This window comes from Shewanella sp. SR43-8 (assembly GCF_014163775.1).
Lineage (GTDB): Bacteria > Pseudomonadota > Gammaproteobacteria > Enterobacterales > Shewanellaceae > Shewanella > Shewanella vesiculosa.
The window spans coordinates 50,086-71,346 of the sequence record NZ_JACJDX010000015.1 but is presented as its reverse complement, the minus strand read 5'-3'; the positions used below and the strand labels follow the sequence as shown (position 1 = coordinate 71,346).

The following is a 21,261-nucleotide window of genomic DNA, read 5'->3' as shown; positions in this document are numbered from 1 at the left end:
ATTTGAGGCAAATGCTGCAGTGCATTTGCCTTTTTTATGATAAAAAATACGCTAGTTTCCTTCATTTTCAGCCAACAATAAAGAGAGCACTTAATGAGCAGAGCAAAATCAACCTTAGAACAATGGCGAATAGTCCAAGCTGTTGTTGATTTTGGCGGCTATGCTCAAGCGGCAGAAAAACTCAACAAAAGCCAATCATCGTTAAATCATGCCGTGGCCAAGTTACAACATCAATTGGGGATCAATCTACTCGAAGTCAAAGGTCGAAAAGCATATTTAACTGAGCAAGGTGAAGTGTTATTGCGTCGCTCTCGCCACCTAACTCAATCTGTTGAAGAACTTGAACAACTGGCCTCAAATTTAGGCCAAGGTTGGGAACCTAACCTCACTATTGCCAGAGAAATTGTTTACCCAATGGACAATCTTGTGGAATCATTGAGAGAATTTTTACCGGACAGCCGTGGTACTCGGGTAACCATTATTGATTCTGTTATTTCCGGAACCCACGAACTTATCAATAATAATCAAGCTGATATTGCTATTTGTGCCACCGCACCTAAAGGCCATATATCTGAACCATTATGTGAATTAAGTTTTGAACTGGTTTGCCATCCAGATCATCCTCTGGCAACACTGACTTTAATTGAAGATGACAAGCAATTAGCCCAGCACCTACAAATTGTCATTAAAGATACCGGAATTAATGCCAGTAACGATATTGGGTGGTTAAAAGCAGAACAACGTTGGACCGTCTCTAACTTTCACGAAGCAAAGAGTATTCTGGCCCGTAATATTGGCTTTTGTTGGATACCTAGCTTTTTAGTTGAACAAGAAATTGCCAATAAACAGCTTATCCGCTTACATTTACGTGGCAGTTATCAGCGCAAAATAATGCTTAACTTGGTCATTCCCAATCGAGATCAACAAGGACCCGCCTGTAAATTATTAGAAAGCCTCATTTTGAAACAACATGATTTACCCTTTAATGGCTAATGCTGAGCAGCAGAGGTTATTTGTTAAGTCGCTGAAGATACTCACAATACAATTAATAATACGAGTTTCACGTTCCGATTAACAGATGAGCCAATGTTTGAGTTGGTCGTGAACAGGTTGAATGGATTAAATCAGCAGGAGGTGCTGAAGGACTACACATAAATTTCAATCGATTGATATTGGTCGCGTTCTGATGAAGATAAAGACGTTTGTATTTGACGATTAGAGTCTCGTTCGTCATTACTGTTATTATTTATCGCTGCATTATTTGTAACTGTATTATTAGCAAGACCATTATTAACCAATGCCTCATTACCCTGTGCTGCAGATACAGGACGCTTAGACGACGATGAATTGATATTTGCGTTATCAATACCATGTGTTGTGTCTATTTTCAAAACACTACTATTTGGCGCGATAGAGTTGTTTGAGTTAGTTGCTGGAGTCAATGGCTGTTGATTCTGTGCGCGAGTAAAAATATTGCCGCTCTCAGCTGAGGTTTGATTATTCAGTGTTGAACCAGTATCTTGCTGGCGGTCTTGTATCAACTGTTTATTTGCTTCATTCATGTTTTGTAGCGCTTGCGCAGCCACACGAATATCTGCCATTGATGGTTGCACTGGCGCCATCGCTGCCGCATATACCTTCTGCATTTTACTTAATGTTGCTTTAGGATCGCCTGAAACAGGCGACACATCAATACTCACCTCACCTTCTACGGCATAACGCCGGCCGTCTGGCCCTTTTTCATATTGATAACTAGGGCTCTGAGTTAAACTACCGCCCACTGCTGCATGAGCTTGTTCGTGAGTTTTAACCTCGGTATCTCGTTGTACAAGTTGTTCAATCTGCTTTGTTTGAGCTTGTTCTATTTGCTGTTGCTTTTTTACAATCTGTTGCTCAACTTGCTGTGTAGCTGTTTCATCTTGATTATTTGATGCCTGAGGAGCTGATTGTGAATCAGACTCAGCAGCAAAGGGATCCGCTACTGTGTCATTTGTTGCCGCAATAGTTCTAACCACTGGCTGTTGCGTATTTGCCGCATCACTTGAAATATTAGTTGTAACATCTGCACTGACTGATTTTTCAGCAAGTGTGACTGCAGGCACGGATGAATTATTCAATACGCCAGCCAGATTCGCAGGACCGCTCTTTAGGTTATAACTGTTAAGTGGATCAGAACCGACAATTTTATAAGATTGAGTTTTGTCTGCTGCAGCAGTTTGACTCGCTGTAGCTTGAGCCGTTTGTGGCTGATAAGCGTGTTGTTGAGAAGTGAAGTTTTGACCGACATCAGTATTGATAGATTTGGTACTGATTGGATTAATACTAGTGGGTTTAATATGACTAGTAGTTTCAATAGCAGAGATTTTAAGACTGTTGTTTGCAACGCTACTGGTGTGAATAGCTGCTGCGGATATTGTATTGTGATGGGCAGCATTAATGAATGAACCAATGTTAGCAGAAACCATTGGCGCACTCATGTTTACACTTCTATATCAATCAAACTACCCACTGTTTCAGAAGCCTCTTCAATCACTCGTGTTGAAGCTTGAGCTTGATTCGATGATTGAGTTGCAGAGACTAAAGCTGCTGTGGTGTCAGTTTGATCAACTGCACGTGAACTAAGTGTCACAGTATCTTGAGTTGATGCATTAGCGACTGCTGGCTTTTGCTGATCTGGCGTTGCTACAGATGTTGTTGCTTGCGCTAAACCTTGCTGAGCACTTTGTAAACCTTGTAAACCAGATGAATACGCTGATTGAACTTGCATAATGACGACTCCTGATCATAAAAACTTTCATTTAGTATGATCTAAACCGACTAATATGTACAGTTTATAAGCAAACCAATCTTAAACTTTAATCATTATTCCAGCCCATCTCCCAATCTTTCCATACCGGATTCAATCCTCGTCGCCTCATTTGGATTATCACTTGCTCTGCAGAGCGATTATCACTGATCTCAAATTGATCAAGTTGGCTGTCAGGTGTCATGTAGCCTCCTGGTTGGGTTGAACTTCCGGCACTCATGTGAGTAATTCCAAGTGGCAGTAAATTATCTCTTAACGACGGCAGTTCACGTGTTGATAAACTGATTTCAAGTTGCGGATTAAACAACCTAAATGCACAGATCAATTGCACTAATCCGGCATCGGTTAATTCAACCTTAGGTGAAATACCACCAGTGCATGGACGTAAGCGAGGTAATGAAATACTGTAACGATTACGCCAGTAGGTTTTTTCTAGATAATCAAGATGATACCCCATTAATAATGCATCGAGTCGCCAATCATCTAACCCAAGTAATACCCCTAAACCTATTTTATCGATCCCTGCTTTTGCGACTCGATCTGGGGTATCTAAGCGATAAACGAAATCTTGTTTTTTACCGCGAGTATGATGTTTTGAATAAGTTTGAGGCCGGTAAGTTTCTTGGTATACCATAACGGCATCAACACCTAACTTACCAAGACGCTGATATTGTTCTGTTTCCAATGGTTGAACTTCCATTGCCACGTAATTAAAAGCCTTACTAACTAACGGTAACACCGACTCAAAATACCCCATTCCAACTTTAGTTTCGTGTTCACCAGACACCAGCAATATCGAATCGAAGCCACGTTGTTTGATAATAGCCATTTCTGCTGTGAGTTCATCACTGTTAAGGGTTTTACGCTTAACCTTATTGCTCATGCTAAAGCCACAATAATCACATTCATTGGCGCACAGATTTGATAAATACAAGGGTAAGAAAAGACCGATATTGGCACCGAATCGCTTTCGAGTCAGCTGAACTGCTTGCTGCGCCATCGGTTCAATATATGGCATTGCGGCAGGAGATAATAGTGCCAACAAGCTATCAAGATTGCCGTTTGGATTTTGCAAAGCCAATTCAACGTCTTTGGCGGTAGTCGAATACAATTTCATCGATAATGCATCGGGGGCTAATTGCGTAAATACGCTTGAATATGACATGCTAACCCTCCTTGATGTTCACTGACTGCGTCAGTGAATTGATTGATGCTTCTGTCAGAAATCCGGTTAATGGACTGGTTGCATCGGCGTGATGATTCACAGCCCCTAATCCTGCAAGAAAGGCTTGTCTTCCTGTCGCGACCGCATCAGCAAAGCATTTCGCCATTTGCTGAGGATAAGCACTACTTGCAATCGCGGTATTAACCAATACGGCTGCGGCCCCCATTTCCATTGCTCTGCAAGCTTGCGAGGGTGCACCAATTCCCGCATCAATGATCACTGGTATGCAGGCTTGTTCGATGATAATGCGTAAAAAGGTTTCCGTGGCCAGGCCTTGGTTACTGCCAATGGGGCTACCAAGAGGCATCACTGCGGCGCAGCCGACTTCTTCTAATCGGCGACATAACACAGGATCGGCATGCACATAAGGCATGACAATATAGCCTTGCTCGCATAATTGTTGAGCCGCGATTAATGTTTCAATAGGATCTGGCATGAGATATTTAGGATCTGGATGAATTTCAAGTTTAATCCATTTAGTGCCAAGTATTTCATAAGCCAGTTCGGCAGCAAAAATAGCTTCTTTGGCATTACGCGCACCCGCGGTATTAGGTAATAACTTTACCCCCATACTTTGCAGCGGCCCGAGTAAATTGTCATGGCCGCGGGTTAAATCAATCCGCTTCATCGCCAAGGTAACTAACTGCGATCCCGAACTGTTTATAGCTTGTAACATAGTGTTGTGATCTGAAAATTTTCCCGTCCCGGTGAATAATCGAGACGAAAATTGATGATCGGCTATCGTTAACATTATTAACCTCCAGCAACGGCAGAAAAAACCGTAATATTATCGTTCGCTTGACACAATACGTGCACCCATCGGCTTCGTGGTACAACACTATCGTTGACGACTATGGCGACCGCTTGAGTGGGTAGATCACTTAAAATCAGTAATTCGGCCAAATTCAAATTAGCCCGAACGATTTGTTCGACCCCATTGAGTTGCAAGGCAATCTGAGAGTGGCAATTAATATGCGTCATTGGGCTGCTCCGAAAGCTGAGTGACTGACTGCTGATGACATACTGCACACTCAGGATCTTGGCTCATGTGGGCATGCTGCCAATGTAAGTTTTTAGCATTAAAGCAATGTAAAATACCGTATTGAGTGAAGGTATTACTAAGATGTTGTATGCCCACCAGCGCTTGCATACTGGCAATAATGCCCGCAGCAGGCCCAAGAACTCCTGCTCGAGTACAATTTTGCGTAATCGTCATATCAAGTGGATATAAACAACGATAACAGCCGCTATTTGGGTGTAAATTAGAGCCTGAGTCTGAAAAATCAATACAAAATAGTTGTCCTTGATAGCCACTGATTGCGCCACTAACCAAAGTCAATTTCTGTTCAACGCAGAGTTGATTAATAAGCTGCCGTGTCTTGAAATTATCAGTGCAGTCAAATACTAAAGGCTTGGTTACTTTTCGCTTGATAAGCTGATAAAAATGCTGGGCAGTCACTTTTTCCGCGATAGTATTGATGTTGATTTCAGGGTAAGCACGATTAAGCACTCTTTTAGTAACAGCAACTTTGGTTTGGCCAATATCTGTGGCAGTAAATAATAGCTGCCGTGGCAAGTTAGATAGTTCAATAACATCATGGTCAATCAACAACATATGCTGAACACCAGCCGCCGCGAGGTAATGAGCGACTAGATGCCCTAATCCGCCCATGCCAATAATGACGACCGAACTATTCATAATGGCGAGTTGGCCAGTCTCGCCAATATCACTGAGTAACATGGTGCGTGAGTACTGGATATACTGCTGATCCGATAGTATATTCATCTCACCTCCGCAGAGACACTCGGTTTCGATAATGATCGCGTCAACTGTAACCACTTATGATTTAACGCTTGATAAGCTTTAGCGGGATCTGCAGCAGCGCTCACGGCCCTGACAACCGCAACATCACCCACCCCAGTCATGGCAATGACCTCAAGATTACTGAGATTAATTCCGCCAATCGCTACCGTTGGATAATGACGCGAAAATAAGCTGACATAACGTGTAAGCTTAGTGATCCCTTGGGGGGCTGATGGCATTTGTTTCGTGGTGGTAGCAAAAATATGCCCCAGGGCAATATAGGAAGGTGAGTATTGGTGAGCTAACAAGGCTTCAAAATAACTGTGGCTCGATAACCCTAATGCCATTCCAGCTGCAGCTATCGCGGTTAAATCTGCAGTCGCCAAATCTTCTTGGCCTAAGTGAACCCCAAACGCACCGTGTTTAACCGCCAGTTGCCAATGATCATTGATAAATAACTGAGCATGAAACTCTCGACCCAGTTTAATCACCTCAATAATATTAGTTTCGAGTGTTAATCGCTGCAGACTGTCCGAACAAGTGTCGCTATCGAGTTTAGTGCGATATTGAATGGTTTTGCAGCCAGCTGATAGCAGCTGTTTGAGTATATTTAGATCATCAACAACAGGATAAATACCGAGTGGTTTTAGCAGCGATTTAAAGTCATTATGGGCTGTGTGTTTAAATGAAGCTTGAGCGAGATCGTCTGATGTAATCAAGTTGATTAACGGCATAGCCTGTAAATCATCGGGCCAACCGGTACGGGCTAAAATCCCAGGACCTTGCCCTAGACTGAAACCTAATGCTAAGCCCTTATTGACATAAGCTTTTGCCAACACAATAGCATCATGGATCACGAAGTCATGGGCAATAAAACACGCTATTGCAGATGATAAAGTGCAACCACTGCCATGATTGTTATTAGTGACTATCCGCTGACTGCTTAACATAAACACTGCATTACTGTGTGCAACACTGGCGCCTAGCACGCTTGAACTGACATAAATATCTGTCGCATCGTGCTGCCAATGAGCATCACCACCTTTGGCGAGTACATGGCATTTAAATATATTTGATAACCACTTAGCGTCATTAATCATCTGCAGTTGCAGAGTCCTCATGGGATCGATCTCAAGCGATGATTCGAGATTAAGGTTATCATTTCGATGTTGCGCTAAAACGCAATGATGACATAAGCGACCTAACTCATGCTGATTAGGGGTTAATAAGTCAATTAAGCCAATGAGAGGACTAAAATCGAGATCCATAGGATTAAAGCTGGCACCACTACTGGCGACCATCACAGGATCAAGCACCACAAAAGGAGCCATATTTAGTCTAGATCGTATCTGGGTTAACCAATCAGCCAAAATGTTTACCTGTGCTTGGGATGCCAACAGGCCAATTTTAATCGCTACCGGCGGCAGATCTGCACATAAGCTGGTCAACTGAGCCAGTAACATGGATTCAGAAACAGTTTCAACAAGACTTACACTGACTGAGTTTTGCGCAGTTAATGTGGTTATTACGCTACACCCGTGACATGACAAGTCTTGCATGGTGAGTAAATCAGCTTGAATCCCCGCACCTCCACCACTGTCTGAACCGGCTATGGTCCAGACAATGGGTGGGGTTTGCGTTATGGATTCAGTGACAAATGTCGATGAATTCATGATAGTTATTCAACCTCTACCGCTAAGTCGGTATCAACTTGTGCTGCTGGTTTGACGGCGTGATACAGCGCCGATCCCGACGCTTTGAACTCAGCCGACTTTTGCGCCATAGCCTCGGACGGATTTATGGCTTGAGCCATAGGTTGAGTTTGATAAGCACTAGCAGCAGAGACTTCAATCTTAAGTGCTTCTGCTTGTTGAAGATTCGCGGCATATTCACGCACTTCGTGGGTTATTTTCATCGAGCAAAATTTAGGCCCACACATTGAACAAAAATGAGCCACTTTTGCTGATTCTTGTGGTAACGATTCGTCGTGGTAAGCACGAGCGGTATCAGGATCAAGGCCTAGGTTGTATTGATCTTCCCAACGGAATTCAAAGCGGGCTTTGGATAACGCATTATCACGCACTTGTGCACCTGGATGACCTTTAGCGACATCAGCAGCATGAGCTGCAATCTTGTAGGCAATTAAGCCTTGTTTTACATCTTCTTTGTTAGGTAAGCCTAAGTGTTCTTTGGGGGTGACGTAACACAACATCGCCACGCCATACCAAGCCATCATGGCAGCGCCAATCCCTGAGGTGAAGTGATCATAACCCGGCGCGATATCGGTAGTTTGTGGGCCTAAGGTGTAAAAAGGCGCTTCATCACAAAGAGCTAATTGCTTTTCCATATTGACTTTAATCAACTGCATTGGCACATGACCAGGGCCTTCGATGATGGTTTGCACATCATATTCCCATGCAATTTTAACCAATTCGCCTAAGGTTTCTAATTCTGCAAATTGCGCTTCATCATTGGCATCGGCAATTGAACCGGGGCGCATACCATCGCCTAACGACAAGGACACATCGTATTGGGCGCAAATCTGGCAAATATCGCGAAAATGCTCATATAAGAAACTTTCTTGATGGTGGCTTAAACACCACTTAGCCATAATTGAACCGCCACGCGACACAATACCAGTAAGGCGTTTGGCGGTCATGGGTACATAACGCAATAACACCCCAGCATGGATGGTAAAATAATCTACTCCCTGCTCGGCTTGTTCTATTAGCGTATCTCTAAATACCGCCCAACTGAGATCTTCGGCAACGCCATTAACCTTTTCTAATGCTTGATAAATCGGCACAGTACCAATTGGAACAGGCGAATTACGGATAAGCCACTCACGGGTCTCATGGATATAACGTCCGGTCGACAAGTCCATGACGGTATCGGCGCCCCAACGAGTTGACCACACCAGTTTTTCCACTTCTTCTTCAATCGACGATGTCACCGCCGAATTACCAATATTGGCATTCACCTTCACCAAAAAATTACGCCCAATAATCATAGGTTCGGTTTCAGGATGGTTAATATTGAGTGGGATAATCGCTCGACCTCGAGCGACTTCATCGCGGACAAACTCAGGAGTGATCAGCTGACCAATATGCGCACCAAAAGCCTCTCCTGGTGCCTTTTGAGTCAATACGGTGTCAGTTAGCTCAGCACGAGCCATGTTTTCACGAATGGCAATGTATTCCATTTCAGGGGTAACAATACCTTGGCGAGCATAATGCATTTGGGTCACGCATTTGCCCGGCTTGGCTCGCTTCGGCGCAACTAGGACATCAAAACGCAAGTGATCCAAGCCATCATCCGCCAGTCGCTGTTGAGTAAAACCTGAACTTGCACCGGTTAATTGCTCGGTATCTTGTCGCTCATCAATCCATGCTTGACGGATTTTAGCTAAACCTTGACGCACATTAATGTCGGCAAGGGGATCAGAATAAGCGCCCGCACAGTCATAGACCATGATAGGTGGATTGGCTTGTTTAATGGGCTTTGCATCGGTGCCGCCAATGACGGTTTCAGTTTGATTAACCTGACGCATAGCAACGTTGATATCAGCTCGACTACCCGTTAAATAGACTTTTTCAGAATTAGGATGTTGTAACGGTTTAAGGGTATCAATAAATTGTTGAGCATTAGCTCGAGTTTGACGACGGTTTGGATTTGACATTAGCAACCTCATTATTAAGAGTAGAGTTGCTTGTCTGGAGAGGTGTTGATAGCAGCAGTAAACAATAAAAATACTATCGCTTACGTCAATAACCACATAGAAAAATACTAAAGTAATAACTTAACTGGACATATAAACCGATAAAAAACTCGGAGGTAAACGTCCATTTACTGTCTTGTTAAAACGTTATTATCTTCCCAATAATAATGATTATTACGCTTGTTTCCTTCGCAGGTTCTAGCCTGATCAGGTTCAACGGATCCCGAATAAACGGTCTCAGCCATAATGGCACTCCGACAAGATGTGCGTCAGTATAGGCAAGCTTTAAACAAAATATCAAGCCCTAACTATCATCTATTGCTATGACATCTATGAGTTAACATGCCGGCATTAGTTTAGCTTTATCCCTTATCTATCGTATTCACTCAACACTTGATGCATATATTTATAAAGGTGCGACATCATGTCGCACTCTTCATATTTATTAGCAGGTTATAATTTATTAAGGTGAACAATCTCCTTTGAAATTAACTCATCAAAGGTTTATAAAAAAACAATAAAGGTGATAGCTTTGACTCACAAAGTAATGCAAACCATTAAATTAACGAATAACGCCCCATGGGCTTACTCATCAATTGCATTGGCAGTAACACTGGCCATAACGCCGCAAGTAAGAGCTGAATCGTATGACATACAAAACAGCCAAGGTGTTGAACATGTCAAAGTACAAGGACAGCACACAACACATAAAGACCTACTAGGTTCGGCTGAAAACCTCTTAAAAAAGCAAGGCGTCGATTTCTCTGAGGCTGGCGGTGTGTCAGCCTTACCCGTCTTAAACGGCATGATGGGCGATCGGATAAAAATCCTTATCGATGGTAGTGACATCACTTCATCATGTGCAAACCAGATGAACCCGCCGCTCTCATATGTATCTGCAAATCAAATCAGTTCAACGCAAGTCGTCGCGGGAGTCTCTCCGGTAAGTGCTGGCGGTGATAATATTGCTGGTGTGATAAAAATCAGCAGTTTAAACCCACTGTTCACTGATAGCGACGCTGTAACATGGCACAGTGGTAATGTTTCTAGTGGTTATCGCAGTACCGATGATGCTTTTCTTGCTGGCGTCAATGCCACCGTTGCCAGTAAAACGTTAAGTTTTAGCTATCAAGGGGCATTTGAAGATGCCAACAGTTATACCGATGGTCATGGCGATAAAGTACTCGACACCCTATATCAATCTCAAAACCATGCGCTAACGGCAGCTTGGCAAGATGAGACCCAACAAATAGCCATTAAGCTCACTCATCAACATATTCCTTATCAGGGTTTCGCTAACCAATATATGGATATGACTAACAATGACAGCTATGGAGCGTTAGTGCGTTATCAGCGTTCACTAGAAAATGATGCCGAGTTTACAGCACAAGCCAATTGGCACAGCGTCGAACATGAAATGGGATTCTTTACTGACGAAAAAACCGGCAAGATGCCGATGGAAACCAAAGGAAAAGATTATAGCTACCAGTTGCATTGGCAATTACCCATAAGTTCAGACAGTACCTTGTTGATTGGACAAGAATATTATGTTTATCAACTTGACGATACTTGGCCCGCTATCGAAGGTTCATCTATGATGGGACCTAATGATTATGTCAATATTAATGACGGCAAGCGTCAACGTGCTGCTCTTTATGGTGAATGGCAACACACTCTAAATAGTCGTTGGTGGTTATCAGCTGGCGTCCGATATGAATACGTGTCAACAAACGCTGCTGAAGTACAACCCTATAACACTATGGCGATGATGGGCATCACCAATGTCAATGCCATAGCCGCAGATGAATTTAACAGCCTTTATCGTAAGCGTAATGACAATATTATCGACGCTACTCTTCTGGCTCGATATCAATTGAGTGACACTGAAGTCATAGAGGTTGGTTTAGCGAGAAAAAGCCGAGCGCCAAATTTATATGAACGTTACAGTTGGGGTCAAAGCACCATGGCAACAACCATGATCGGTTGGTTTGGTGATGGAAATGGCTATATAGGTAACCCAAACCTCAATGCCGAAACAGCACATACCTTAAGTACAGCCTATAAATTGATACAAGATGACTTAGCCTTCAGCGCTACCGCTTGGTACAGCAGAATAAATGATTATATTGATGCCGATGAGGTTGATAGCTTTAACAAAACACCTATGACTAATACTCGCCGCAATATTTTACAGTTTACCAATGTTAACGCGACTCTGTTTGGGGCACGTATTGATGCTGAATACCAACTAGCAGAAAACCGCAGTGGCAAATGGCTCATGGTTGCTAATGCCACTGCCACTCACGGCGAAAGAGATAACGGTGACGAGCCTCTGTATCAAATAAAGCCATTACAAACTGCACTTGCTCTTCACCAAGAACTTGGTGATTGGAAAAATAGCCTTAGCTGGCAATGGGTCGCGAGCAAAGATCGCGTTGATAGTCAGCGCTTAGAAAATACAACCAACAGTTACTCTCTGCTTAACTTAAGCAGCAGTATCCAATGGCAAGGTGCAACAATGACTGTCGCCGTGAAAAACTTACTCGCCGAATATTATCAACTGCCTTTAGGCGGGGTCAGTATTGCACAATACAAAACAGACAACAGTAACGGCTTTGAACAAATAGCCGGAGCTGGACGATCGCTTGAATTGAATATTAATTACGCATTCTAGTGCTGGGTAGATACTAGCGAAAAAAGTATCGATTACAATTACCTTAAGCCGTCGAGATCACATTGCTTAGCTATATATTTTCAGTATTAAAAGCACCCACTATGACCGGAACTGAGTGGGTGCTGCTGAGCAGCGGTGATAGTTATCAATAATGGCAACAGCCAAGATGCGATATAGCCTCGAATGAATTATGTTTAAATAAATAAAAGTTAGCTTTTAGACGGAGTCGTCAGCCAAGACGCTACAATTCATACTGCGGTTAATTGAATGCAAAACAAGCTCGATAAAGCGGCTTACTTGATGGGTAGGATTTAGATGTCACCTACCCTAAGGATAATGTTTTGCTTTGCGCCGTAATGGCTATTTACTCAATCTGATGCTGAAATCACTCTGTGGTTATCTCGATTGGCTTAAGCATTCAGCTCCGTCTTAAAATAAAAAAGCCTCTACATTGCTGTAGAGGCTTTTTTATTTATTTGGCGGAGCGGACGGGACTCGAACCCGCGACCCCCGGCGTGACAGGCCGGTATTCTAACCAACTGAACTACCGCTCCAAAACGGTTTGTATACACTTAATAAAACTAACAATATTAAACGATTTACTGTTTATTTTATTAAGTGCAAACAGGTACTTGAATGGCGGAGCGGACGGGACTCGAACCCGCGACCCCCGGCGTGACAGGCCGGTATTCTAACCAACTGAACTACCGCTCCACACAAGTGCGATGAATAATAAAGTTGTGATAATTAATCGTCAACTGTTTTTTAATTGTTTTAGCTCAATTAGTCAAAATTTGCTCAATTGCGCATTTTGTGACTAAAAAACACTCAAAATATTAGTTTTTATCATCAGGCATAGTCAGGTCAATATCGTCTAAATCAACACTTTCAAGCAGACCCTCTTGGGAATTTTGATTACTTTCAGGATTTTGCTTTAGCCTTTCTTCTGCTGCAGCCATCGCTTTGGCAAGAGTCTGCTTTTTACGCCATATAACTAAGCCCACAACACCGAACAAAAACAGTATTCCGTTGATGGTAATAATCCAGAACATTGCATTATCTTTAGCCTCTTGCTCTTCAAATTCAGCTTGAATAGCCGCTTTTTCAGCCAGTTCTTCAACCGATGGAGCCGGAGCTGGAGGCTCAATCAAATTAAAAAACATTTCAGGTAAATTCAGGACAATTTCACGACCATCGACAGTCGTGGAGAACGCATGCCCTTGAACACGATAACTGCCATATTCGGTCACTTTAGGTAAAAAGAGAATTTGATTTGCACTGGTCACGGTTTGAACGGTTAAAGGCAGCGATAAACCGGCAGGACCAACTAACTCAAATTCAAAATGTGTTTGTGCCAGTATCACCACTGATTCATCAACCGCTAATTGGATCTGCCATATCTCTTTTAATGGGTCGCTATTAGGCACCATTTTAACCTGTATTGGTTGTGCTGAAAGCTCAAAAGGCATTGTATATTCGCGCTCAAACACATTATTTCGCGCAGTGACATTAAGCACATAATGACCCGCGGGTTGTTGCAAATTTTGGCTGCCAGTAAAGATGCCATCGTCTGGAACTTCATCAAACAATTCACCATTGTCTTTATATTCGCCAACAATAACAGTACCAGTAGCAAAATTATCGTCAGTAGCAAGGTGTTGACTGGTGAAACGAGCGGTCCATTCCACCATATAGTCTAAACCCGGCATTCTCATGGTTAAATCATCACCTAACAGCCTTGCCGTCACCTTCAAGCGTTCGCCCTGATAAAGAGGCTGAGGTAAAGGTTCCACTGCAATATCGAGTGCAGAAATTTTTTGAATGGTCGATCCTTCCACCACACTGCCTAATAACTGCCAAGGACCAGGCATCGGCTTCTCAATATAAATCATGTCGGCAGCAATACCGTCAACCCACTTGACGGTTTGTGGATGACGATTTGAATACCATTTACTGCCATCGGGTAAAATCACCACAACGGGGGCTGAACCATAGCTCCGTTGGATCACTAATGTGAGATGATCAACCATATGATCAATGCGAAAACGATTTTTTAATTCTGCAGCTTGCGATGCAGCTACCACTGAAGCTTGGGCAGTAGATTGCCAAACTAAGATGATACTTAGCAAAAATAAATAAGAAATCGCTAGATAACCGGCACGAATGGCACTCATAAAAGTTGGTTTACCCTCTCCAGAGACATTTACCTGACTTCTCAATGAGATCAAGTCGTTGTTCGTGTAATAGTAATTCATCGGCTGACGCGCCAACGACTTTAAGATTAAACGCTGCAGGATCGATATTTTTTATCCCGCCGCCCTCTTGGCCCGCTTTTTCATTAGACAAATTAAACTTAATTTGTCCACCGGTCATGATTAAATAAACGTCAGCGAGAATTTCAGCATCAAGTAACGCCCCATGATAGGTGCGACGTCCATTGTCGATGCCATAACGTCGACACAGTGCATCTAGGTTATTTTTTTGGCCAGGATGTAACCTTTTGGCAATGGCTAAACTGTCTAAAATACTGCAAATATCTTTGGTTTTGGGACCAACTGGATTGAGTTTGGAAAACTCATGATCCATAAAGCTAACATCGAAGTTAGCGTTATGAGCGACAATTTCAGCACCATCAATAAAATCAATAAAATCTTTGGCGATTTGGTGAAACCGTGGCTCATTGGCAACACGATCATTGGTAATGCCATGCACTTGAATCGCTTCTTCATCAATGGCTTGACCAGGATTAATATATTGATGATAAGTCCTGCCGGTTAAACGGCGATTAATCACCTCAACACAACCAATTTCAATAATGCGATGTCCCACATAAATAGGGCCACCAGCTTGGTTCATACCTGTGGTTTCGGTATCGAGAATAACTTGACGACTTGCACTAGAAATAATGTTCATATTTTTTACTCATTCAGCCCTCGCCTTTGTATAAATTGAGTATACTGGCGCGAATATTTAGCTATGGTAACAACTTGATGGCCGAACTCAAACAGCTGTATATCTTTACTGATGGTTCTTGCTTAGGAAACCCAGGGCCGGGTGGTTATGGCGTGGTAATGAAATATAAACATCAGCAGCACGAAATGGCTGACGGATTTTCATTAACGACCAATAATCGGATGGAGCTTTTGGCTCCAATTATCGCATTAGAAGCCTTACATGAGCCCTGTAATATCATTTTAACCAGCGACAGTCAGTACATGCGCCAGGGTATTATGACGTGGATCCATAGCTGGAAAAAAAAGGGCTGGATAACTTCAACTAAGCAACCAGTTAAAAATGTAGATTTATGGAAACGTTTAGACGCAGTAAGTCAATTACACAAAATTGACTGGCGCTGGGTAAAAGGCCATGCGGGCCATATTGAAAATGAACGTTGTGACGTGTTAGCCCGAAAAGCCGCAGAAGCTAAACCTCAACAAACTGATATTGGATATCAGCCCGAATAAGAGTCAAGCTCATTATTTGCATATACTTAGGAATTTTTGGGCTTTATCAACGCTTTTTCAACAACTTGGGTATTTGTTAATCCTGAACGACCTGCCGTTGGCGCCGGCGACCAGGTAGGCGCTTTTATTTTGGATTTATCTTTAATGGGTGTTAGCGGAGTGGTCATTTTTCGAGCCACGATTAAATAGACACTGCCCGTGCTAGGTAACCAGTTAGCAATACTTTTTTGCCACAATGGAGTTTGCGGGCTTTTTTTAGCTTGATGGCCACGGTTATCCGCACCTTGTCCTAACAACGAATGATACATTAAACGCTCATCCGCTAAGACTTGATAGCCCAATAACCCAAGCCAATCTTTCACTCTAGATGGCATAAAAAACTGCCCACTCCAAGGCAATTGAGTTTGATACTTTGGCAAAATCTTACCAATAAAAGCAGGACTGACAGGGTTAAAACCGGCAATGAATATATAACCACTGCTAATGAGAACCCGGTCAAACTCACGTAAAATTTGATAGGGATCTGACTCGAACTCGAGTAAAAAACAACTTAATACTGTGTCAATAGCACTTTGCTGTATGGGTAAATGGTGTGGGTCAGCCTGAATACTGGCATTTGTAGCGTCATAAACAGAAAAATGCCGAGTAATACTGCAAGATAAACTATTTACCTGACCACTTAACGCCCCAACCTTGAGTAAATGATAACCAAATATACGGGGCCACCAAGGAGCCAATTTAGCTTCTATCTCGGTTTGCAATAACTCACCAAAAGGTAAATCTTGCCAAATAAGGGGTTTTAACATGAAGCCCGCCAAGGTTTATTGTGCAAAAATGCTGTATTGATTAGATTCACTCTACCATAAGGTATTTAATTTTCAGCTAAGCATAATTGAAACTTCGATCTGTCTTTACTTGAAGTTATTAAACGATATCCGTTACCCTAACAGATAGTCAATCATCACTCGAGTCAGATTATGCTTAACGTTCATACCATTGCAGCTTTTAATGACAACTACATTTGGTTAATCCATCAAACAAACAGCCTTAATGCTTATGTGGTTGATCCAGGTTGTGGTCAAACTGTTATCGATTATTTAGCCACTACCGATCTAAACCTCATTGGCATATTGATTACTCATCATCATAGTGATCACACTGGCGGTATCGAAAAACTGCAACAACACTTCAATGATAACTTGACTGTTTATGGACCCAGTAACGAGCGCATTGATGGATTAACCCAGCCGTTGACCCTAGAGACAACGATGAGTATCGAAATTCCACATTTAGGACTAACTCAAGTCATGGCCGTTCCAGGGCATACTTTAGGTCACATTGCTTATTATATTGACGATAAATTATTTTGTGGCGACACCCTATTCAGTGGCGGGTGTGGACGTTTATTCGAAGGAACGCCTGAGCAAATGTTGCATTCGTTAACTATGTTAGCCAATTTACCTGATAAAACTCTGGTTTTTTGTGCTCATGAATATACCCGGTCCAATCTGGATTTTGCCTTACATGTCACGCCAAAAAATTTACAATTAATTGATTATGCCAAAAAAGTGGATCAATTACGCTCACAAAACAAACCGACCATTCCGAGTTCTATCGCGACAGAAAAAGCCATAAATCCGTTCCTTCGCTGCCATTTAAATGAGACCCAAGTCGCAATATCCGCTAAGAGTGGGGTCGACAATATTAATGAGATTCAATCATTTACTTTAATAAGAGAATGGAAAAACCAATTCTAAAGTAACATGAAAACACTTTAATAAGACAAGCTAAATAATTTAATCTACAATGCCAAACTGAACTAAAGCATGACCAACAGAGTCTCATAGGCACTTGGTATGTTCGAGCCTTTATTTTAACGCCCTGAGAACTTGAGGAAGTGTATCTTCAAATGAAAGCAAACTTATTTATTATTGCTGGTAGCATACTGGCAATAACAGGGTGTCAGACCCTTCAAAGTACTAGCCCGCAAACAGATATAGATCAACAGACTGTCGCCATTAACGCTAAAAGCAAAAAGTCGTCGGCAGTAACACTAGATGAGATAGAAGTACAAGTTTCCGAAGTCAATAATCTATGGCTGCGGATCGGTAATGAAATGACACTACCGATAACAGACAACGAATTAGTTGCTCGCTATCGACAGTGGTACATCGATAATCCCAAGCATTTAGAAATTATCACTCAACGCGCTAGCCCATTTTTGTATTATATTGTCGATCAACTCGAAAAGCGTCATTTGCCAATTGAACTGGCCTTATTACCGATAGTTGAAAGTGGTTTTGATCCACTAGCCTATTCCAGCGGCCATGCCTCAGGCCTTTGGCAATTAACCGCGCCAACTGCAACGTCTTTTGGGGTAAAAACTAACTGGTGGTACGACGGTCGCCGCGATGTGGCCTCGTCAACTAAAGGTGCATTAGACTTAATTCAGTACCTTTATCCTAAAATGGATCAAAATTGGCTTTATACACTTGGCGCATACAATTCAGGTGAAGGTCGAATTTTAAATGCGATTAAGCACAACCAAGCTCGCGGCAAATCAACAGATTTTTGGTCGTTATCGTTACCCAAAGAAACGGCACATTACGTCCCACAATTATTAGCATTGGCTGATGTCATTAAGCATGCCGATAAATATGGCATAACGTTAACGCCTATCGACAATGTGCCGCAAATAGAAGTTGTTCCTATTGAGAGCCAACTTGATATCAACCTAGCAGCCGATTTAGCTCAAATTGATATAGTAGACTTAAAGGCGCTCAATCCGGGTTTAAAGCGTTGGGCAACTGCACCACAAGGACCACATCAATTAATATTGCCCAGTGATAAAGCAACAAACTTTAAACTTGCATTAGCTACTATAGAACCAGACTCTCGTATTAACTGGGTTCGCTATAAAATTAAGTTTGGTGACAGCATCAGTCGAATTGCTGATCAATTTGAAACAACGGCATCTTTAATTAGAAGCAGTAACGGTATTAAAGGCAATAACATTATTGCTGGACGATTTTTAATTATTCCAGTTGCTGCGAAAGACCCAGATTTAGCGACTATGACAGCAGACCAAGTTCTCGCTCGTAAAGCGGTTGTGAAATCTAGCCCCAACAAGCAAAGCTATACGGTAAAGTCTGGTGATTCATTATGGAAAATATCTCAGTCACAACAAGTGACTGTGGCACAATTAATGAAGTGGAATAACCTGACAAAACAGTCAACGTTATCAATAGGTAAAAACTTAGTTATTTATCCAAATGAAATGACAGCAAGCACCAGTAATAATGAAAAAACGGTTAACTACCGTGTTCAATCAGGTGATTCATTGGCGCGTATAGCAGTAAAATATAAAGTGACGGTGGCAGAGTTAATTGAATGGAATAGTTTGCAAAACAGCAAGTTAATTCAACCTGGTCAAATATTAAAATTAATTATGACCAATAGCTAACTAACATTGCTTCTAAGATGATTATCCTATAACAGTTTTCACCTTAGTACTGATTTTGGATTATAAAAAAGGACAAGTATGCACTTGTCCTTTTTTTATGTTTTAAAATTAATAGCCATGCTAACTTATTAGGCGCTTATATCTGTGTGGCAACAGATATTCTAGGCAAACTTCACCACCTAAGTACCTTGTAGCTAACGTTATAAATAAAGGCTGTAGTCACAATAAGCGACGACAGCCTTTATTCTCAACGAGAATGAATTTAAATCCCTAACTTCTTAAATAACCCCTCTTTTAGCTTTTCTTTAGCTTTATCGGTTTCACCTTTAAGCTTGCCTTCCAATAATGCCTTCGTATCAATGCCAAACTTAGGCTCTTGGAATGTGCCTTTTATGGTTAGAGGAATATCGACACCTTTAAGCGACTCATCATTAGCGTCACCCTGTCCTGACAACGACCCAACGACACTCGTTGTTAATGCATAATCTAAGGCTTCTGACGCGATGTTTGCCGTCCCTTTACCCGCTAAACGAATTAAGGGGGCAGCCATGGTCAAATCAGGATTAGTCACAACGGCATCTTTCATGGTGAAACTGCCAGTCAGGCTGGTAAAGTCAGTTTTTAACTCTTCTTTACTGGATTCAGACAAGTCGCCTTTTAATTTTTGCTGAGCACTACGGATCATCTGTGGAATGTTAACCCCATAAAGCGAACCATCAGCGACTTCAAATTTACCAACGGCATCAAGGTTCTTTTTCAGATTATCAGCAATTAAACTCGAGCCGCTGCCTTTAACTTCAAAGCTTGCAGTACCTGAAATTAAATCCACTTCAGCCGCATCGGTTAAAAGTGGACGAATTTGCACACCAATCAATTTCTTATCAAATTGATATGTTGGCACTGCCTTGCGAGCATCCAATTTTGCACTTAGTGCTAACTTGCCTTGGTATAAGTCAGCGGTAAGCGACGACAAGTTCAAGATACCTTTATTGATAGCCATTTTCATTTGCCAGTTTTGCGTGAGCATATTGCTGACTTTAATTGATTTAGCCGTTAAATTTAGGGTGAGATCTACTGATTTAAGTGCTGACAGATCAGGCTCTTGAGTCGATACTGTGTCGATCTTTGTGGCAGACTCTTTAGTATTACCTTCTTGCTTTGGGAACAGCGCATCAAGATCAATATCACCCACGTCTAAACTCATCGCAATTTTAGGAACGCTATTAGCATAGTTAACCTTAATGTCCCCGGTGGCAGCCAAGTCCATAGCAGACATTCTAGTCAACTGTAGATCGATAGTTTTGGCATCCAGTGCCATTGTCATTTGTGTCGTGAGCTCAGCGGTAACCGATTTATTCGGCAAGCTGTCACCTTTGGCGTTATGTACCATAGCAAAATCATTAATAGTGACATGATTCAATGCTTGATCAATTTTGACTTTACCTTGTCCAGATGATGCAAGCTGCATATCTGGCAATGTCGCAGAAAACTCATAAGCAAAATCAGCAAACTGACCCAGGCTAAACTGACCTAAGGTGAAGCTTTTTAAATTAAAGGTCTGCGTCGTATTGCTGGCCATATCAATGAGGTTAATATTGGTATTCGTCAGTTCAATACCACCTATATCCAATGTCTCTAATGACATAGGTTTGGCATCATTGGTTGCTGCAGTTTGTGGTTTATCCGCCGTACTTTTTGACACTAATCCATCAAAACTGGTTGTACCGTCTTTTTGCGTAACCAGATTCAGCGTTAAACCATCAAGCTTTAATAAATCTACTTCAATCTGTTGGCTAAATAATGGCATTAGCGCCACATTCGCAACAGCCTCATTCACATTGAGCATAGATGCAGGAGTAAAGCCATCTGGGTTAGTAAGAGTTATACCACCGAGCTTAATGCCTAAAGAGGGAAACACACTCCAGCTTAAGTCTTGGGTAATTTGTAAATCACGACCGGTTTGTTTTTTAACGGCATCAACTATTTGCGGTTTAAAGTTATTAAGGTCGAAAAACATTGTTAAGTAGACTGTCACACCTACTACTAGAGTTAGCACAATTGCTAATAACCATTTTACTACTTTCATTGTTGCTTCCTTGTCTGTTGA

Annotated in this window: 17 protein-coding genes, 2 tRNA genes and 1 riboswitch; of the genes, 5 read left to right on the top strand and 14 right to left on the bottom strand. The window is 42.0% G+C overall.

Going from position 1 to position 21,261, the window contains the following annotated elements; translation table 11 throughout:
• The first annotated feature begins 93 nt into the window (after window positions 1–93).
• Window positions 94–993 (top strand): LysR family transcriptional regulator, encoded by a 900-nt coding sequence (locus H5114_RS17885; RefSeq protein ID WP_124018175.1) that lies wholly within the window; start codon window positions 94–96, stop codon window positions 991–993.
• Window positions 994–1,145: 152 nt separating this feature from the next.
• Here the strand turns inward: H5114_RS17885 and H5114_RS17880 are convergent, their stop codons facing one another.
• The 8 genes from H5114_RS17880 to thiC form a co-directional block, all read right to left on the bottom strand.
• Complete coding sequence (locus H5114_RS17880) at window positions 1,146–2,477, bottom strand: putative metalloprotease CJM1_0395 family protein (protein WP_182723671.1); 1,332 nt, start codon at window positions 2,475–2,477, stop codon at window positions 1,146–1,148.
• A 2-nt stretch (window positions 2,478–2,479) separates the two neighbouring features.
• Window positions 2,480–2,767, bottom strand: coding sequence for a chemotaxis protein (locus H5114_RS17875; RefSeq protein ID WP_124018173.1), 288 nt, complete (start codon window positions 2,765–2,767; stop codon window positions 2,480–2,482).
• Between the two features lie 88 nt (window positions 2,768–2,855).
• The gene (thiH, locus tag H5114_RS17870) at window positions 2,856–3,971 is read right to left on the bottom strand and encodes a 2-iminoacetate synthase ThiH (protein ID WP_182723670.1); all 1,116 of its coding nucleotides are present in this window, start codon (window positions 3,969–3,971) and stop codon (window positions 2,856–2,858) included.
• Between the two features lies 1 nt (window position 3,972).
• Entirely contained in the window at window positions 3,973–4,782 is an 810-nt protein-coding gene (locus tag H5114_RS17865) for a thiazole synthase (protein WP_182723669.1), read from the bottom strand.
• Window positions 4,783–4,784: 2 nt separating this feature from the next.
• Window positions 4,785–5,012, bottom strand: coding sequence for a sulfur carrier protein ThiS (gene thiS / locus H5114_RS17860; protein ID WP_182698557.1), 228 nt, complete (start codon window positions 5,010–5,012; stop codon window positions 4,785–4,787).
• Complete coding sequence (locus H5114_RS17855) at window positions 4,999–5,817, bottom strand: HesA/MoeB/ThiF family protein (protein ID WP_182698556.1); 819 nt, start codon at window positions 5,815–5,817, stop codon at window positions 4,999–5,001. Before H5114_RS17855 ends, thiS begins: the two co-directional genes overlap by 14 nt.
• Window positions 5,814–7,508 carry a bifunctional hydroxymethylpyrimidine kinase/phosphomethylpyrimidine kinase gene (locus H5114_RS17850; protein ID WP_182723668.1) on the bottom strand — a complete coding sequence of 565 codons (1,695 nt, stop codon included), beginning with the start codon at window positions 7,506–7,508 and terminating at the stop codon, window positions 5,814–5,816. The genes H5114_RS17855 and H5114_RS17850 overlap by 4 nt, the downstream gene beginning before the upstream one ends.
• A 5-nt stretch (window positions 7,509–7,513) precedes the next feature.
• Window positions 7,514–9,514, bottom strand: a complete 2,001-nt coding sequence (gene thiC / locus H5114_RS17845; RefSeq protein WP_182723667.1) for a phosphomethylpyrimidine synthase ThiC — start codon at window positions 9,512–9,514, stop codon at window positions 7,514–7,516.
• A gap of 206 nt (window positions 9,515–9,720) precedes the next feature.
• A riboswitch (TPP riboswitch) is annotated at window positions 9,721–9,820 on the bottom strand.
• 280 nt (window positions 9,821–10,100) lie between these two features.
• Between thiC and H5114_RS17840 the strand changes: the two genes are divergently transcribed.
• Window positions 10,101–12,227, top strand: coding sequence for a TonB-dependent siderophore receptor (locus H5114_RS17840; RefSeq protein ID WP_182723684.1), 2,127 nt, complete (start codon window positions 10,101–10,103; stop codon window positions 12,225–12,227).
• Window positions 12,228–12,704: 477 nt separating this feature from the next.
• On the opposite strand, the gene H5114_RS17835 is transcribed toward H5114_RS17840, so the two are convergent.
• The 4 genes from H5114_RS17835 to dnaQ form a co-directional block, all read right to left on the bottom strand.
• Window positions 12,705–12,781 (bottom strand) — tRNA-Asp (locus H5114_RS17835).
• Between the two features lie 83 nt (window positions 12,782–12,864).
• Window positions 12,865–12,941: transfer RNA gene (locus H5114_RS17830), tRNA-Asp, on the bottom strand.
• A 122-nt stretch (window positions 12,942–13,063) separates the two neighbouring features.
• Window positions 13,064–14,401 carry a TIGR03503 family protein gene (locus tag H5114_RS17825; protein WP_182723666.1) on the bottom strand — a complete coding sequence of 446 codons (1,338 nt, stop codon included), beginning with the start codon at window positions 14,399–14,401 and terminating at the stop codon, window positions 13,064–13,066.
• Between the two features lie 10 nt (window positions 14,402–14,411).
• Entirely contained in the window at window positions 14,412–15,140 is a 729-nt protein-coding gene (gene dnaQ, locus H5114_RS17820; protein ID WP_124018165.1) for a DNA polymerase III subunit epsilon, read from the bottom strand.
• 77 nt (window positions 15,141–15,217) lie between these two features.
• Between dnaQ and rnhA the strand changes: the two genes are divergently transcribed.
• On the top strand, window positions 15,218–15,691 hold the full coding sequence (gene rnhA, locus H5114_RS17815) for a ribonuclease HI (RefSeq protein ID WP_182698551.1): 474 nt from the start codon (window positions 15,218–15,220) through the stop codon (window positions 15,689–15,691).
• Window positions 15,692–15,717: 26 nt separating this feature from the next.
• Here the strand turns inward: rnhA and H5114_RS17810 are convergent, their stop codons facing one another.
• The gene (locus tag H5114_RS17810; protein ID WP_182723665.1) at window positions 15,718–16,497 is read right to left on the bottom strand and encodes a methyltransferase domain-containing protein; all 780 of its coding nucleotides are present in this window, start codon (window positions 16,495–16,497) and stop codon (window positions 15,718–15,720) included.
• A 171-nt stretch (window positions 16,498–16,668) separates the two neighbouring features.
• Here H5114_RS17810 and gloB point away from each other — a divergent pair, with 171 nt between their 5' ends.
• A complete protein-coding gene (gene gloB / locus H5114_RS17805; RefSeq protein ID WP_124018162.1) occupies window positions 16,669–17,448 on the top strand; it encodes a hydroxyacylglutathione hydrolase in 780 nt (259 codons plus the stop codon).
• Window positions 17,449–17,600: 152 nt separating this feature from the next.
• Window positions 17,601–19,154 (top strand): LysM peptidoglycan-binding domain-containing protein, encoded by a 1,554-nt coding sequence (locus tag H5114_RS17800; protein ID WP_124018161.1) that lies wholly within the window; start codon window positions 17,601–17,603, stop codon window positions 19,152–19,154.
• Window positions 19,155–19,416: 262 nt separating this feature from the next.
• Here H5114_RS17800 and H5114_RS17795 read toward each other — a convergent pair whose 3' ends face one another.
• Window positions 19,417–21,240 (bottom strand): AsmA family protein, encoded by a 1,824-nt coding sequence (locus tag H5114_RS17795; RefSeq protein WP_182723664.1) that lies wholly within the window; start codon window positions 21,238–21,240, stop codon window positions 19,417–19,419.
• Window positions 21,241–21,261: the final 21 nt, after the last annotated feature.